General features: G+C 64.5%; 14 protein-coding genes and 1 other RNA gene. 7 read left to right on the forward strand and 8 right to left on the reverse strand.

The window, feature by feature from the left end:
* Positions 1-129: 129 nt before the first annotated feature.
* The 8 genes from L0U81_RS06990 to trxA form a co-directional block, all read right to left on the reverse strand.
* Positions 130-1,488 carry an MATE family efflux transporter gene (locus tag L0U81_RS06990; RefSeq protein ID WP_233801147.1) on the reverse strand — a complete coding sequence of 453 codons (1,359 nt, stop codon included), beginning with the start codon at positions 1,486-1,488 and terminating at the stop codon, positions 130-132.
* A gap of 2 nt (positions 1,489-1,490) precedes the next feature.
* The gene (locus tag L0U81_RS06995; protein ID WP_233801149.1) at positions 1,491-3,248 is read right to left on the reverse strand and encodes an ArnT family glycosyltransferase; all 1,758 of its coding nucleotides are present in this window, start codon (positions 3,246-3,248) and stop codon (positions 1,491-1,493) included.
* A 263-nt stretch (positions 3,249-3,511) separates the two neighbouring features.
* Positions 3,512-3,775, reverse strand: a complete 264-nt coding sequence (locus L0U81_RS07000; protein WP_233801151.1) for a type B 50S ribosomal protein L31 — start codon at positions 3,773-3,775, stop codon at positions 3,512-3,514.
* Between the two features lie 179 nt (positions 3,776-3,954).
* Entirely contained in the window at positions 3,955-4,788 is an 834-nt protein-coding gene (locus L0U81_RS07005; protein WP_233801153.1) for a zinc-dependent peptidase, read from the reverse strand.
* Positions 4,789-4,802: 14 nt separating this feature from the next.
* Entirely contained in the window at positions 4,803-6,359 is a 1,557-nt protein-coding gene (locus L0U81_RS07010; RefSeq protein ID WP_233801155.1) for an MFS transporter, read from the reverse strand.
* Positions 6,356-6,910: a MerR family transcriptional regulator gene (locus L0U81_RS07015; RefSeq protein ID WP_233801157.1), complete on the reverse strand. Its 555-nt coding sequence runs from the start codon at positions 6,908-6,910 to the stop codon at positions 6,356-6,358. The genes L0U81_RS07010 and L0U81_RS07015 overlap by 4 nt, the downstream gene beginning before the upstream one ends.
* A 179-nt stretch (positions 6,911-7,089) precedes the next feature.
* Positions 7,090-8,358 (reverse strand): transcription termination factor Rho, encoded by a 1,269-nt coding sequence (gene rho, locus L0U81_RS07020; RefSeq protein WP_008921615.1) that lies wholly within the window; start codon positions 8,356-8,358, stop codon positions 7,090-7,092.
* 235 nt (positions 8,359-8,593) lie between these two features.
* Positions 8,594-8,920 carry a thioredoxin TrxA gene (gene trxA, locus L0U81_RS07025; protein ID WP_006048864.1) on the reverse strand — a complete coding sequence of 109 codons (327 nt, stop codon included), beginning with the start codon at positions 8,918-8,920 and terminating at the stop codon, positions 8,594-8,596.
* 524 nt (positions 8,921-9,444) lie between these two features.
* Between trxA and ffs the strand changes: the two genes are divergently transcribed.
* The 7 genes from ffs to L0U81_RS07060 all read left to right on the forward strand — a co-directional run bounded on the left by ffs (position 9,445) and on the right by L0U81_RS07060 (position 16,641).
* An RNA gene (gene ffs / locus L0U81_RS07030) (signal recognition particle sRNA small type) lies at positions 9,445-9,543 on the forward strand.
* A gap of 170 nt (positions 9,544-9,713) precedes the next feature.
* A complete protein-coding gene (locus L0U81_RS07035) occupies positions 9,714-12,257 on the forward strand; it encodes a DNA polymerase III subunit gamma/tau (RefSeq protein WP_233801159.1) in 2,544 nt (847 codons plus the stop codon).
* A 73-nt stretch (positions 12,258-12,330) separates the two neighbouring features.
* Positions 12,331-12,657, forward strand: a complete 327-nt coding sequence (locus tag L0U81_RS07040; protein ID WP_008923976.1) for a YbaB/EbfC family nucleoid-associated protein — start codon at positions 12,331-12,333, stop codon at positions 12,655-12,657.
* A 107-nt stretch (positions 12,658-12,764) separates the two neighbouring features.
* Entirely contained in the window at positions 12,765-13,361 is a 597-nt protein-coding gene (gene recR / locus L0U81_RS07045) for a recombination mediator RecR (protein WP_233801161.1), read from the forward strand.
* Between the two features lie 98 nt (positions 13,362-13,459).
* On the forward strand, positions 13,460-14,701 hold the full coding sequence (locus L0U81_RS07050; protein WP_233801163.1) for a CaiB/BaiF CoA transferase family protein: 1,242 nt from the start codon (positions 13,460-13,462) through the stop codon (positions 14,699-14,701).
* Between the two features lie 72 nt (positions 14,702-14,773).
* Positions 14,774-15,811 (forward strand): ABC transporter substrate-binding protein, encoded by a 1,038-nt coding sequence (locus tag L0U81_RS07055; RefSeq protein WP_233801165.1) that lies wholly within the window; start codon positions 14,774-14,776, stop codon positions 15,809-15,811.
* A 17-nt stretch (positions 15,812-15,828) separates the two neighbouring features.
* On the forward strand, positions 15,829-16,641 hold the full coding sequence (locus tag L0U81_RS07060) for an ABC transporter ATP-binding protein (RefSeq protein WP_233801166.1): 813 nt from the start codon (positions 15,829-15,831) through the stop codon (positions 16,639-16,641).
* The last annotated feature ends 31 nt before the right edge of the window (positions 16,642-16,672 follow it).

Consider the following 16,672-nt stretch of genomic DNA (forward strand, 5'->3'; position numbering starts at 1 on the left):
GTGTCTTGCCAGGGCCCGGACGCAACTAACCGTCCGGTTGGCTCTATTCGGGAGATGCGCTCCGGCAAGGCATGTTGGGCGAGGCATCAAGGCAGGGCTTGGCAGGCAAGGTGGTGCGATAACGGTCTATCAGTCCGCGTCCGCGCGCAAATACCGCTGGCTCACGACCCGCCAGTACACGAGCAGGCCGACCCCGGCGATCGCGAGACTCGCGGTATTCGCGACCCAGAAGCCGCGCGCGCCGGTCAGCCAGGGCGGCGTGAAGCCGGTCGTATCGAAGCCGAGCGCATAGCCGCCGCCGAGCCCGACGCCCCAAAGCGCCAGCGCATAGATGACAGTTGGCACGACCGCGACCTTGTAGGCGCGCAGCACGAACGCGGTCGTGATCTGCAACGCGTCGAACAGGTGATAGCAGGCGACGATCAGCACCAGCGGCAACGCCTTCGCCGCGACCTGCGCGTTCGTCGTATAACCGTCGACGATATACGGCCGCAGGATGATCACGAGCGCGCCATAGCAGCACGCGATCGCAACCGCCATCGCGATGCCGTGACGCGACAGCGTGCGCGCCGCCTGCGGCCTGTGCGCGCCGAGCGCCTGCGCGACCAGCGTCGACGACGCGATGCCGATCGACAGCGGCGTCATATAGAGCACCGCGCCGATGTTGCCGGCGATCTGATGCCCGGCGAGCGTCGTCGTGCCGAAACGCGCGATGAAAAGCGCCATGAACGTGTACGACGTGACCTCGATCAGATACGACAGCCCCATCGGAATACCAAGCCGCAGTTGCGCGGCCTGGCGCTTCCAGACCGGCCAGCAGAAGTGCGTGAAGATGCCGAGTTCCTTGAAATCGTCGACGCGCGCGAGCAGCAGCATGCCGAGCGCCGCGAGCCCCCAGTTGAGCAGCGTGCTCGCGAGCGCGCAGCCCGGACCGCCCAACGCCGGCACGCCGAGTCCGCCGAAAACGAACCATGTATTGAGCGGAATTTTCAGCAGCAGCGCGGCGATCTGCAGGAACATCACGAGCCGCGGTTTGCCGAGCGCATTGGCGACCGAACCGTAGACCCGGAAGGCGAGGCCGGCCGGCAGACCGAACGCGAGAATCCGCAGATATGCGAGCGTGCGCTCGTGCAGCGCGTCGGGCACGCGCGAGAGCGCCAGCAGCGGCCCAGGAAAGAACAGGATCAGAAAGCCGATCACGGTCAGCGCGGCCGCGAGCCACCATGACTGGCGCACCTCTTCGCCGATCTCGCCATAACGGCGCGCGCCGTACAGTTGCGCGGCGATCGGTTGCAGCGCGGTCAGGATGCCGGTCAGGCCGATATAGACCGAGACGTAGATCGACGAGCCGAGGCCAAGCGCAGCCAGATCGACGGCCGAGTAGCGACCGACCATCGCCGTATCGATCACCCCGAACGCGATGATGGCCAACTGGCCGATCAATACGGGCCACGCGAGCGCGGCAATTTTCCGTACGTCGGCGAACATGGTCACTTGAGCTTCTTGTGCCAGTTGCGGTGATTGCCGGGCGGCGGCTTGGGACGGTCGATGCGCACGTACAGGCGGAAGCGCTCGTCGCGGTCGGCGGCGCGGCGGCCTTCCCACACGAGTTTCCAGATGTAGTCGGGCAGCGCACTCGGGTCGCCGTAGTCCTGCGAGTCCTGACGCAGGATCACGTCGCAGTCCTGGTCGAACGAGAAATGCATGTCGCCGAAATATGCGAACGTCGCGATCTGCGCATTGCCGAGGCGCACCGGCGAGATGCACGTGTAGTCATCGGGCAAGTGATTGGCGATCTGCTGCGCGACGTCGCGATAGGTCCGGCTGTAGTTGACGACCGGCAGCCAAAGCGTCATCAGCAGCACCCACATCAGCGTGGTGCCGGCGCTCGACAGCACGACGCTGCGCCACAGTACCTTTGGATGACGCGCGAGGCGCCAGCGCACCAGCAGGAACCAGCACACCGTCACCGCGACCGCGCAGACGAACGACAGAATCTTGAACTGCGGCACGTAGCCCGGCGCGAGCCGTGAGAGGTTGCGCGCGAGCGGATGCGGGAAGCCGGTGAGACTGGCCACGTACACGAGCCACACGAAGCTGCCGAGGATCGTGAAGCTCAGCAGCGCGAACCAGTCGATCGCGTTGATTGCGCCGCGCTTGAGCGTCGGCAGCGCGAAGGCGGCGAGCACCGCGAGCGGCGGCAACAGCAGCATGTAGAGTCGGTTCGACTGGTGGCTTTGCAGCACGACGAGCACGAACAGCGGCCCGATCACCGACAGCGGAATCGCCACGTGCGGCGCTCGGCGCAGTCCCTTCCAGCTGAACCACGACCACAGCGCGAGCGGCCAGGCGGGCCACGTGAAAAGCGGCAGGTTTTTCAGCGCATAGGCGGCGACCGAGCCGGGCGGGCCCGCGAACGAGCTCAAACTCACGCGCAGCCACTGGTTCAGATACCAGACGGCGTCGTCGGGGAAGGCGGCGAGCGCGATGATCGGCCACGACACCGCGAGCACGAGCGCGACGGGCAGACCCGCGAGCAGCAGCCAGCGTGACCGCGTTTCGCGCACGATCAGCGTCATCGCGAGCGTGCCGAGCAGCAGCGCGGCGACCAGCACCGGGCTGCTCGCAAGCGTGACGAGGCCGATCGCGAGACCCCAGATCAGCGCCCCCTGGATCGGCTTGTCGATCATGCGCACCAGGCCGTAGACGAGCATCGCGATGCAGACGAACTGCACGAGTTGCGGCGTGGTTTCGTGGCCGCGCTCGGCGAGGCCGAAGCACGCGAGCAGGATCAGCAGCGCTCCATCGGCGAGCGTGCGGCCGTAGTCGCGCGGTTCCGGCTCGCCGCCGAACGCATATTTGAACGGCTGGACTTCGGCGCGCCGGCCGAGCAGATAGGCCGCGTACCAGACGAACGCGCAGCCCGCGCAGAACAGCAGGCCCGTGAACACGCGTGACGCGTTGCTGGCGTCGACCCACGGCGCGAGTACGCGGATTGCGCTCGCGCCGAGCCAGTAGCCGAGCGGGCCGTCCTCGGTCAGATACTTGCCGACGAGGTTCGGCAGCAGCCAGTCGTGCGCGCCGCCGTTCGCCATCGTCCACATGACACCGAAGCCGGCTGCGTCCTCGTTCTTCCATGGATCGCGGCCAAAGAGTCCGAACGATGCGTAGACGAAACAGATGGTCAGCAGCAGCCAGCGCGGCAACGCACTGGTCGCAGAGGCAGTGAGGCGAACGACAGGTCTCATGCGGTGTGTGGAGTCAGGATAAGCGATGCAGCCGGAGCGGGCCGGCGGGTCAGGGTAGCAGGGCCCGTCTCGAGCATCCGGCATTGTAGTCGTGCCGCGCGATGGACGTCAGTCCGGTAACGACCGGCAATGTGATTGGGCAAGCTGTAACACAGTGCCGCGAAAGCGCGGCAGCCGCATAAGCGCAGGCGACAAAAAAGGGCAGCTCGCGCTGCCCTTTCCGTTTGCTCCGTTGCCGGCCTGAAGCCGGCACCGTTGCGGTATTACTTCGCCGCCTTGCCCGAAGCTCGTGCGCCGAACTTCTTGTTGAACTTCTCGACGCGGCCGGCCGTGTCCATGATCTTTTGCTGGCCGGTGTAGAACGGGTGCGATTCCGACGAGACTTCGATCTTCGCGAGCGGATAGGTCTTGCCGTTGAATTCTGCGGTTTCGCGAGTCTGGATGGTCGAGCGCGTCACGAACTTGAAGTCGATCGACATATCGACGAACAGGACTTCGCGGTAATTCGGGTGAATGCCTTCTTTCATGGTCTTTCCTTTAATCTGGCGGTAGCCAACCCGCGTGCAGCCTTGAATGGGACTGCCTTCAGGCGCGAGCCACTTGCCTACGGTCGAAAAACGGCGATTATGCCAGAAAATCAGTCGCTTGGCGATTTTCCTGCCAGCGGATTCTATTGGTGCGCGAGAGGGACGCCGTCCTCAGCCCTTCAAGCCGGCGCGAACGTCAATCCCACGCGCGCCGGATCCTGTCGGTAGTAGCGCGCGAGCAGCCGGTACAGCTCCGGACACTCCGCCTCGAACGCGTGCGGCTTGACGAACAGCGCCTCGCTGCACACGGCGAAAAATTCCGACGGATGGTCCGCCGCATACGGATCGATCAGCGATTCTCGCTCGAAACGCGGCCAGCGACGCTCGGGCACAGCGTCGACTTTCGCGCAAAAGTGATCGTATGCGTGATCGAACACGTCGGCCCATGCCTGCGCATCGAGCGGCGCGTGCCAGCGGCGCATCAGCGGCGGGTGGCCGTCCGCTTCGCCGTTCAGCATATCGATCTTGTGCGCGAACTCGTGAATCACGACGTTGTACGCGTCGCTGCCGTCGGTCATCTGCGCGTCTTCCCACGACAGCACGACCGGGCCGCCTTCCCACGCCTCGCCGCTGGCGTCGTGTTCGATCTCATGGACGACACCGTCTTCGTCCTCGACGGTCTTGCGGATCACGAATTCGCCCGGATAGACGATCACGCCGACCCAGCCGCGATACAGATCGAGGCTCAGGTTCAGCACGGGCAGGCACGCCTGCGCAGCGATGGCGACCGTCATCGCGTCGGTCAGTTCGAGCTCGTGCGCGGTCGAGAACTCCTTCTGCGCGATGAAGAGACTCGTCAACTCGCGCAGCCGCGCGAGATCGGGCGCTTCGAGATGAGTGAGAAACGGCAGGCCGGCGAGCGTCGCCTGCCACAAGGAATCGTCGATCGCGTAATCGCGCAGCGCTCGCTCGCGGCGGCGCGTGCCCAGCCAGTTCGTGAGTTTCGACAGCATGCTTGAGCCCGCCTCTAGTCGATCTGATTCTGCCACGCCGCGAACAGGCCGCCGCATATCGCGACGCCGATCAGAAAATAGAAGCCGTCAAGCGACGCGAGGAAACTGGCCTGCTGCGCGACCGTCCGGCTGATCGACGCGATCGCGAGCGCGTGCGCCTCGTTCGCCGCATGGCCGGCGGCGGCGAAGCCGCGGGTCAGCGTCGCGAGCGTGTTCTGGAACACTGGATTGTACGGATTCACGGACTCCGCGAGGCGACTTTGGTGCAGCGCGAGCCGATGCTGCTCGACGATGATCACCGAGGCGGTCGCGAACGAGACCGTCAATTGGCGGATGATGTTTTTCAACCGGTAGCCGTGCGTGAACTCCTCGATCGCAAAGATGCTGAACGTCAGATTCGCGACCGGCAGTACGATGAACAGCAACAGCAGGCCGCGCAGCAGCAGCGGCACGACGAGTGCCGCCTGGCCGACGTCCGGCGACATGCGCGTCATCCACGCGGCGGCGAACGCGGCGATCGCGAAGCCCGGCACGATGATCCACTTCTTGCGCGGTAGCAACTTCGCGTAACGCAGATAGACGAACAGCGCGCTCGCCGAAATCAGCGACGTGACGCCGACGAGCCGCCCGGTGTTCTCGATCGGATAGCCGAGTCCGCCTTCGAGAAAGCGCGAGATCAGGTAGCTGAACACCGTCGTCATGTAGTAATAGAACATGTACAGCACCATGCCGACCTGAAAGACCTTTTCGCGCAACGCATGCAGGCGCACGAGCGGCGCGGGGTGATGCCACTGGTGATACGCAAACCAGCCGAGCGCGGCGCAGCCGGCCACCGTCAGCAGGATCAGTCCCGGCGACGCGCTGAACAGCTGAAAGCGCACCTGCTGCATCACGATCTGCAGCGCGCCCTGCGCGAACGCGAAGATCAGATACGGCCAGAAATGGGCGGAACCGCGTTCTTCGGGCTGGCGGTTGCCGGTATCGGGCAGCGCGAGAACCGCGAGCACGGCGAACAGCACGCCGGCCGGCACCGTGCACGCGAACAACGCGCGCCAGTCGAAATGCGCGACCAGCTGGCCGCCGACGAGCGGCGCCAGCGCGCTCGCCAGCAAGATCAGCAGCAGAAATGCGCGCGTGGCCGCGGGGCGCTGCCGCGGCGTGAAACTCATCTGAATCAGGATCCGGCAGGCGCCCATCATCGGGCCGATGAAGTAGCCTTGAAAGCCGCGCGCGAACGCAAGTTCGATCGACGATTCGCTGAGCGCCGCGGCTGCCGCGCCCGCCGAATAGAGCAGCATGCAGCCGGCCACATAGCGCCGGTAGCCGAAGCGCTCGACCCACCATTCCTGCTGCAGGATGCCGAGCACCGCAGCGACCGCATAGGCGCTCGACGCCCACACGAGCTCATCCGGCGAAGCATTGACGCCCCCCGCGATATAGCTGGCGAAAAACGAGAAGATCGCGTTGTCGAAATAGTCGAGAGCGGTGACGACCGCGAGCACCCACGGGAAAAAGTCGCCGCGCAGCTTGTCGGCGCTGAGCCACGCGGGGCGGGACGAGGTGTTGCTCACGACGATTTGGCCGGTTTTCCGGTGCGGGATTTGCCAGTACGTTGGCTCGAAGCAACGCCGGTTTTTTCAGGCGCGCCGGCCGCTTTGGCCCGCGCTTGACGACGCTGTTCGAGAAGTTGGTCGGCGTTTTCGCCGGCGAGGCGCCGTTCCAGATAGTCGAGGTCGGGGGCCAGTTCGGCGCGCAGTGTCTGTGCTTCCTTCAGTTCGCGGCGCACCGCTTCGATGCGGGTGTCGAGCGTTTCGACCTGCTGGGCGATCGCGTCGCGAATCTGCTGCAACGATTCGGTGGAAAAACGATGACCGCCTTCGACCGGTTCGAGCGACCGCTTCAGCATTTCGGTGATGCTGTGCAGCGAGAAGCCGAGCGAGCGCAAACGCAGGATGCGTGCGAAACGCTTCAGGTCATCCTCGTCGTAGAGACGATAGCGGCCTTCGCTGCGCGTCGGCGACACGAGGCCGCGTTCCTCGTAGTACTTCAGCGTGCGAGGCGTGACGCCGAGGCGTTCGGCGGCGTCGCGCACGGTCAATAGCGCGGGGGAGTCCTTCGACATGACGGTGACACGGAAGGGTGGGGTTGTCGGCATTGTACTGCAACGTGTACGTTCACGTATATGTTTGCGAGGGGCATTGACTGGGCGGACGATGGACGAAAAAAAACCGCTCGCGAATTGCGAGCGGTTTTTCATGCGGTGCGATGGCCGGTTAATGCGGCCAGCATAAACGTGACGCGTTAGCTGCCGCCACCACGACGCATCATGTCGAAGAACTCGGAGTTGCTCTTGGTCTGGCGGATCTTGTCGAGCAGGAATTCCATCGACTCGACTTCGTCCATGTCGTGAATGAACTTGCGCAGCACCCAGATCTTCTGCAGCACTTCGGGCTTGATCAGCAGTTCTTCGCGGCGGGTGCCCGACTTGTTGAGGTTGATCGACGGGTAGACGCGCTTCTCAGCGAGACGGCGCTCGAGGTGCACTTCCATGTTGCCGGTGCCCTTGAACTCTTCGTAGATCACGTCGTCCATGCGGCTGCCGGTTTCGATCAGCGCCGTGCCGATGATGGTGAGCGATCCACCTTCCTCGATGTTGCGTGCCGCGCCGAAGAAGCGCTTCGGACGCTGCAGCGCGTTGGCGTCGACACCGCCCGTCAGCACCTTGCCCGAGGCCGGCACGACGGTGTTGTAGGCGCGCGCGAGACGCGTGATCGAGTCGAGCAGAATCACGACGTCGTTCTTCATTTCGACGAGGCGCTTGGCCTTCTCGATCACCATTTCGGCGACCTGCACGTGACGCGCGGCGGGTTCGTCGAACGTGGACGCGATCACTTCGCCGGCCACCGAACGCTGCATTTCCGTCACTTCTTCCGGACGCTCGTCGATCAGCAGCACGAACAGCACGACGTCGGGATGGTTCTGTTTGATAGCGTGCGCGATGTGCTGAAGCATCACGGTCTTGCCCGACTTCGGCGAGGCGACGAGCAGGCCGCGCTGGCCCTTGCCGATCGGCGCGATCATGTCGATGATGCGGCCCGTCACGTTCTCTTCGCCGCGCATTTCACGTTCGAGCAGCAACACCTTGTTCGGGTGCAGCGGCGTCAGGTTTTCGAACATGATCTTGTGCTTCGAGGCCTCCGGCGGCTGGCCGTTGACCTTGTCCACCTTCACCAGCGCGAAATAGCGCTCGCCGTCTTTCGGCGTGCGCACTTCACCTTCGATCGTGTCGCCCGTATGCAGGTTGAAGCGGCGGATTTGCGACGGGCTGATGTAGATGTCATCCGTGCTGGCCAGGTAGGAGGTTTCCGGCGAACGCAGGAAGCCGAAACCGTCCGGCAGCACTTCGAGGGTGCCGTCGCCGAAGATCGTGTCGCCCGCTTTGGCTCGTTTTTTTAGAATGGCGAACATCAATTCCTGCTTGCGCAGGCGGTTCGCGCTTTCGATCTCGAGGCCATTGGCCATCTCGATCAATTGGGACACGTGCAGAGTCTTAAGCTCGGATAAATGCATACGGAGAACCCGCAGGAGAAGGTGCGACGAAATGAAATCTGGGAGGAGGGTGAGCGGAACGCTCAAAGACTTACACGTCTTTTCGACGTTTTGTGGATTCTAGCATAGCACACGCCAATTTCCGCCGGTGCGGCGGCGTGGCATCTTTGTCGTGTGGCGTGTTGCCGGCTGACAACACGCCCGATCCGAAGCGCTAGCGTCGCGCGATGAATCCGCGAGCGCCGCGGCGTTGCTTTTACAGATTGCCGTCGAGGAACGCGGTGAGTTGCGACTTCGACAAAGCGCCGACCTTCTGAGCGGCGACGGCGCCGTTCTTGAACAGGATCAGCGTAGGGATGCCGCGCACGCCGAACTTGACCGGCGTGGACTGATGCTCGTCGACATTGATCTTCGCGATTTGCAGGCGATCCGCGTAATCCTTCGCGACTTCGTCGAGGATCGGCGCGATCATCTTGCACGGACCGCACCACTCGGCCCAGAAATCGAGCAGCACGGGTTTATCGGATTTCACGACGTCCTGTTCGAACGATGCGTCGCTAATATGCTTGATTTGTTCGCTCATTGATGAATACCTCTGTCGGTTCGAGGCCCGCCTGAATTGCTCGCCACGATACGTCAAAAACTGGGAAAATTTCCGTTCGCTTTGCCGCATCCGGCACCTTGCCGCGCGTGCCTGTGAAAATCCGAAAAGCCGCCTGAAAAATACCAGGATTTTCACGGAATACGCGGAAAGAGTCGGGTTTGCGGGTCTTTCAACTGGCAGTGTAGCTTAATTCGCTATGCGTTGCCGATGGCGATAGTACTCATTCGGGCAGTGGGGCTAATGGGCCGCCGCCGGAGCGCCAGCCGGTTTCTGCGGCTGATGGATACCGCGTTGCGACGTAAATGGTGGCGCGCGCGGCGAACTCAAGTGGGATGCGGGGGGGGGGGGCGTCGTCGCGGTCGCCAGGAAGGCGCGAGGTGGCGTGCATAAGGCCTGCATGAGGCAGACCCAAACGGCGCGAAGCCGTCCGATCCGGCGCGTCGTTCGCGTTTTGCTCGTATTAACAGTCGCACAATGCGCGCGGCAATGATAGAATCTTTCGTGACGGGCCTCCTCGCATGGAGGGATGGTCAACCTGGTCAGGTCGGGAACGAAGCAGCCACAGCCGTTTTCCACCAGTGCCGAGGGTCGGGCTCGTCACCTTCCTTTGCTTTTTCTTCGCGGCCGTATTTCACGGATTCTCCGCAATCATTTCCAGCTTCCGTATTGATCGTTCGCCGAGTTCGAATGAAGCCTCGCCGTGGCCGTGTCGCGCGTTCGCGCGTCGTCCCGAATCGGTTTTGCGTGCCATTGTTACTGATACAATTTCCGGATGACCTATCAAGTTCTCGCACGCAAATGGCGGCCGAAGGATTTCGCTTCGCTCGTCGGACAGGAGCACGTGGTGCGCGCGCTCACTCATGCGCTCGACGGCGGCCGTCTGCATCACGCCTATTTGTTTACAGGTACGCGCGGCGTCGGCAAGACCACGCTGTCGCGGATCTTCGCGAAGGCGCTCAATTGCGAGACCGGCGTGACGTCGACGCCGTGCGGCGTGTGCCGTGCTTGTCGCGAGATCGACGAAGGGCGCTTTGTCGATTATGTCGAGATGGACGCGGCGAGTAATCGCGGCGTCGATGAAATGGCCGCGCTGCTCGAACGCGCGGTGTATGCGCCCGTCGATGCGCGCTTCAAGGTCTACATGATCGACGAAGTGCACATGCTGACGAACCACGCGTTCAACGCGATGCTGAAGACGCTCGAAGAGCCGCCGTCGCACGTCAAGTTCATCCTCGCGACCACCGACCCGCAGAAGATTCCGGTCACCGTGCTGTCGCGCTGTCTGCAGTTCAATCTGAAGCAGATGCCGGCCGGACATATCGTGTCGCATCTCGAACGCATTCTCGGCGAAGAGAACGTGCCGCACGAGGCGCAGGCGCTGCGCCTGCTTGCGCGTGCAGCCGACGGATCGATGCGCGACGCGTTGTCGCTGACCGACCAGGCGATCGCCTATTCTGCGAACCAGGTCAGCGAAGACGCAGTGCGCGGGATGCTCGGCGCGCTCGACCAAAGCTATCTGATCCGGCTGCTCGACGCGCTCGCGCAGGGCGAGGGCGCGGCGGTGCTGGCGGTCGCCGACGAGATGGCGCTGCGCAGCCTGTCGTTCTCAACGGCGCTGCAGGACCTGGCGAGTCTGCTGCATCGCATCGCGTGGGCGCAGTTCGCGCCGTCGTCGGTGCTCGACGAATGGCCGGAGGCCGCCGATCTGCGCCGCTTCGCCGAGACACTCAGCGCCGAGCAGGTGCAATTGTTCTATCAGATCGCGACGATCGGCCGAAGCGAGCTTGGTCTCGCGCCCGACGAATACGCGGGCTTCACGATGACGCTGCTGCGCATGCTCGCATTCGAGCCGGCGCCGACGGGTGGCGGTGGTGGAGCGGCGGGAGCCGCTGGCACGCAGACCGGTGCGGCGGGCGCCGGTGCGAAGCGCTCTGGTACAGCGACGGTCGCCGCGCTGCGCGCGCTGTCGCCTTCTTCCGCAACGATGATGGCCGCCGCCGCACCGGCCCGTGGACTACAGGCTGACGTTTCCGGCGTTGACCAGGGCGAGGGGCCAAAACCGGCCGCGCCAATTGCAACGCCGATCGCGAAGCCCGCTGTCGACGCTGCTCAAGTCAAGGCAGCAGCGCAATCACTTGATGCCGAAACCGCACGCGCGACAGACGCGTCGCCCGCTGCTGCCGCACGCCCGCTGGCTCCGTGGGAAGACTCTCCCACGAATGAGGGCGTTGCCATCGCCCGCTCGATCGAGCCGGTCTCGAACGAAGTCTCTGACACCGAACCTGTGTCCGCACCGCATGCGCCTGCACCTGCCGCGCTCGAGCGGGTGAAGCACACCACGTCGCCAGAACCGGAGCCGCAGCAGGAGCGGGCGGCGCCCGCTTCGGCGGCGACGGCACCAGCCGCAGTGGACCCCGCACCGCGCCGCGCCGGTGGTGCCAGCGCCGCACTCGACGTGCTGCGCAACGCCGGCATGAAAGTATCGTCCGACCGTGGCCGCGCAAACACGGTCGCGGCAGCACCCGCCACGCCGAAGCCGGCCGCGCCGAATCCCGCCGCGCCGCGCGTGGCCGTGCCGGTGCCGAATCCCACCGCGTCCCGCCGCGAGTCGCAGGACACTGCGGCGCAGGCTGCGCCCACTCGCAACGCAAACAGCGGCGCGAGCAGCAATGCGCAACAGAACAGCCCGTCGTTCCCACCATGGGACGACATGCCGCCCGACGATTACATGCCGCTGTCGGCCGCGGACGACGCCTACTTCATTCCGCCAGACGACAACTTCGTACCGGTGTTCGACCGCGGCCCCGACGACGTCCGCATGGATGGCCCGGCCGCGCAGGCCGCCGCGCCCGCACCGGTCGTCGATACGCGCCCGCTGCCGCCCGCCGTGCCGCTCGATCCGCTCGGTTTCACCGGCGACTGGCCGGCGCTCGCCGTCGATCTGCCGCTGAAGGGCATCTCGTACCAGCTGGCCTTCAACAGCGAACTGATGGCGCTCGAAGGCAGCATCCTGATGCTGAACGTGCCGGTGCCGCAATACGCGGAAGCGTCGCAGGTCGCTAAACTGAAGGCAGCGCTCGTCGAGCGGCTCGGCCTGAACGTCGAGGTGCAGGTCGAAGTCGGCCCGGCGCGCCGCACCGCCGCCGCGCGCGACGCCGCGCTGCGCGCTCAGCGTCAGCAGGAAGCCGAGCGCGAGATCAGCACCGATCCGTTCGTGCAGTCGTTGATTCGTGAGTTCGGCGCGAGCATCGTGCCGGGCTCGATCCGTCCGATTACCCCGGACGCTGCGCCGAACGGTGCGGCGCCGGCCCACTGATCCATCGTTCGCGGCGTCGTCGCAGCGCGACGCCGGAATGCCAGATTCCACGCTATCCAGAAGGAGCACGTCCATGATGAAAGGCCAACTCGCCGGGTTGATGAAGCAAGCCCAGCAGATGCAGGAAAACATGAAGAAGATGCAGGAGCAACTCGCGCAGATCGAAGTCGAGGGGCAGTCGGGTGCCGGTCTCGTCAAGGTGACGATGACCTGCAAGAACGACGTGCGTCGCGTGTCGATCGATCCGAGCCTGCTCGCCGATGACAAGGACATGCTCGAAGACCTCGTCGCCGCTGCGTTCAACGACGCCGTGCGCAAGGCCGAGGCAACGGCGCAGGAAAAGATGGGCGGCATGACCGCCGGACTGCCGCTGCCGCCGGGCTTCAAGCTGCCGTTCTAAGCCTTCGCTGCCGTATAGGGGGCTAAAGGGGGAAGCGCGGTCCGGTTCGAGCACCGCCGTCCCTTCAACTTGCCCACCGGGTACCACCCACGTCGACGCCGATCCGCATGAAACAACCTTCCGCCCTGTCGGCGCTCGTCGAAGCGCTGCGCGCGCTGCCCGGTGTCGGGCCGAAGTCCGCGCAACGCATGGCGTATCACCTGATGCAGCACGATCGCGAAGGCGCCGAAAAGCTCGGTCGCTCGCTGCTGTTCGCGACCGAGCATCTGCGTCACTGCGAAAAGTGCAACACGTTTACCGAAGCGCAGATCTGCGAGGTCTGCCTCGATGAGGAGCGCGATCCGTCGCTGCTGTGCGTCGTCGAAACGCCGGCCGACCAGATCATGCTCGAACAGACGATGACCTATCGCGGCCTCTATTTCGTTCTGATGGGGCGGCTCAGTCCGCTCGACGGCATCGGCCCGAAGGAAATCCATTTCGACCGGCTCGTGAAGCGCGCATCGGACGGCGTCGTCAAGGAAGTCGTGCTGGCCACCAATTTCACCAACGAAGGCGAGGCCACCGCGCACTACCTCGGGCAGACGCTGAAGTCGCGCGGACTCTCAGTGACGCGTCTCGCGCGTGGTGTGCCGGTGGGCGGCGAGCTCGAATATGTCGACGCGGGTACGATCGCGCGCGCGATGCTCGACCGTCGTTCGATGTAGCCACGCGGCTTTCGCTGGCCGCCGCAATACCCGTAGAGGCACGGGTCGTTGCGAGCGGCAGGGACCGCGCGCGTCACGATGCAAAACAAAGGAGACTCATGAGCGCCACCCCCGAACCAGGCGCGAGCGCCGCGCCGCAAGACGCACGCGGCCCGCTCGCCGGCGTCAAGGTGCTGGAGCTCGGCACGCTGATCGCCGGGCCGTTCGCCGCGCGTTTTCTCGGCGAATTCGGCGCCGACGTGATCAAGATCGAAGACCCCAAAGGCGGCGACCCGCTGCGCAAGTGGCGCAAGCTGTATCCGGAAGTCGGCGGTACGTCGCTGTGGTGGGCCGTGCAGGCGCGCAACAAGAAGTCCGTCACGATCAATCTGAAAGCCGACGAGGGCAAGGAGATCGTGCGGCGCCTCGCGAAAGAAGCCGATATCGTCGTCGAGAATTTCCGGCCCGGTCTGCTCGAAAAGCTCGGCCTCGGTTACGACGTGCTGTCCGCCGAGAACCCCGGCCTCGTGATGGTGCGTCTGTCTGGCTACGGCCAGACCGGTCCGTATCGCGACCGTCCAGGCTTCGGCGCGATCGCCGAGTCGATGGGCGGCCTGCGCCATATCACCGGCTATCCGGATCTGCCGCCGCCGCGCATCGGCATTTCGATCGGCGATTCGATCGCCGCGCTGCATGGCGTGATCGGCGCGCTGATGGCTCTGCATCACAAGCAGGTGAACGGCGGCAAGGGGCAGGTCGTCGACGTCGCGCTGTACGAGGCCGTCTTCAACATGATGGAAAGCGTGGTGCCCGAATACGGCGTCTATGGCATGGTGCGCGAGCGCACCGGCGCGTCGCTGCCGGGCATCGTGCCGTCGAATACGTATCCGTGCCGCGACGGCAGCATCGTGATCGGCGGCAATAGCGATCCGATCTTCAGGCGTCTGATGATCGCGATCGAGCGCGACGATCTCGCGAACGATCCGGCGCTCGCGCATAACGACGGCCGCGTGCCGCGCACCCAGGAAATCGACGCCGCGATCGCCGCATGGCTGTCCACGCGCACGATCGACGAAGCGCTCGCGGTGCTGAACGCGGCCGACGTGCCGGTGGGCCGCATCTACAGCGTCGCCGATATGTTCACCGATCCACAGTTCATCGCGCGGCAGATGATCCAGCGGTTCAAGTGGCAGGACGGCAAGGAAATCACGCTGCCCACGGTCACGCCGAAGCTGTCGGCGACACCAGGCGAGACCCGCTGGCTGGGTCCGAAACTGGGTGAACATACCGATGAAGTGCTGCAGTCGCTAGGTTATGATGCTGACGGCATAGCAAGGTTGCGGGCTCAACAGATCGTCTGACGCGCGCAGGGCAATACGTCGAGAAAGGCGCGTCACAGAGCCGGACCACAAAAAATCTGGAGACAGCAGAGCATGCAACGCAGAACCTTCCTCGCCGGCGGTGCGGCGCTCGCGGGCGCATCGCTTGCGGCCACGCCGTTTGCTTTCGCGCAGGGCAAACCCGAGACCACCAAGGTCGCGATCGCGGTCGGCGGCAAGAACCTGTTCTACTACCTGCCGCTGACGATCGCCGAGCGCCGCAACTACTTCAAGGACGAAGGGCTCGAAGTCGACATTTCAGACTTCGCGGGCGGCTCGCAGGCGCTGAAGGCGGCAGTCGGCGGAAGCGCGGACGTGGTCTCCGGCGCGTTCGAACACACGCTGCTGTTACAGGCGCAAAAGCAGATGTTCCGCGAATTCGTGCTGCAGGGCCGCGCGCCGCAGATCGTGCTCGCGGTGTCGAAGAAGACGATGCCGAACTACAGGTCGATCGCCGATCTGAAGGGCAAGAAGATCGGCGTCACCGCGCCGGGTTCGTCGACGTCGATCATGGCGAGCTTCGTGCTCGCGAAGGCCGGGCTCAGTCCGAAGGACGTCGCATTCATCGGTGTGGGCGCGGGCGCCGGCGCAATCGCCGCGTTGCAGTCCGGGCAGATCGACGCGATCGCCAATCTCGATCCGGTCGTCACGCGCCTCGAACGCGCGGGCGACGTGCGCGCCGTGTCGGATACGCGCACGCTCGCCGATACGCACACCGTGTTCGGTGGCGACATGCCGGCGGGCTGCCTGTACGCGTCGCAGTCGTTCATCACGAAGAACCCGAACACCACGCAGGCGCTAACCAATGCGATGGTGCGCGCGCTCAAGTGGCTGCAGAACGCGAGCGGCAGCGAACTGATCAACACGGTGCCGGAGAGCTATCTGCTCGGCGACCGCGCGCTCTATCTCGACGCGTGGCAGCACGTGCGCGAAGCGATGTCGCCCGATGGTCTGATGCCTGCCGACGGTCCCGCGACGTCGCTGAAGACGCTGAAGGCGTTCGATCCGGTGATCCAGAACGCGCAGATCGATCTGTCAAAGACGTGGACCAACGACTTCGTGAAGAAGGCGCTGACGACCGTCAAGGCGTAAGCGAAGCGAGCCGAACGATGACCGTTGCTGCCCTGGCGCTCGAAAACATCACCTGCACGTTCGCTGCGCGAGACAACAGCGCGCAGCGCTACACGGCGGTCAAGGACACGACGCTGCGGATCGAGCCGGGCGAGTTCGTGTCGGTGGTCGGGCCGACCGGCTGCGGCAAGTCCACGCTGCTGAACAGCGGTGCCGGACTGTTGCAACCGTCGGCGGGCGGGGTCAGCGTATTCGGCGAAACGCTCAATGGCCTGAATCGCCACGCGGGCTACATGTTCCAGGCCGATGCGCTGATGCCGTGGCGCTCGGCGCTCGACAACGTGATGGCGGGCCTGTCGTTTCACGGCGTGCCGGCGGCGGTTGCGCGCGCAAAGGCCGAAGAGTGGTTGAAGCGTGTCGGTCTCGGCGGCTTCGGCGACCGCTATCCGCATCAACTGTCGGGCGGCATGCGCAAGCGCGTCGCGATGGCGCAGACGCTGATACTCGACCCCGACATCATCCTGATGGACGAGCCGTTCTCCGCGCTGGATATTCAAACGCGCCAGCTGATGGAAAACGAGCTGCTCGATCTATGGGCCGCGAAGCGCAAGGCGGTGCTGTTCATCACGCATGATCTCGACGAGGCGATCGCCATGTCGGATCGGGTGGTGGTGCTGTCGGCCGGGCCCGCCACGCATCCGATCGGCGAGTTCCGGATTGATCTGCCGCGTCCGCGCGACGTCGCCGAAATCCGCTCGCATCCACGCTTCGTCGAATTGCATGCGCAGATCTGGGGTGTGCTGCGCGACGAAGTGCTCAAGGGTTATCAGCAGCAACTGACTGCTGTTTAAGTGTGCCGCGCATCCCTGCATGCGCATTAAA

Source organism: Paraburkholderia sp. HP33-1 (genome assembly GCF_021390595.1).
Classification (GTDB): Bacteria; Pseudomonadota; Gammaproteobacteria; order Burkholderiales; family Burkholderiaceae; genus Paraburkholderia.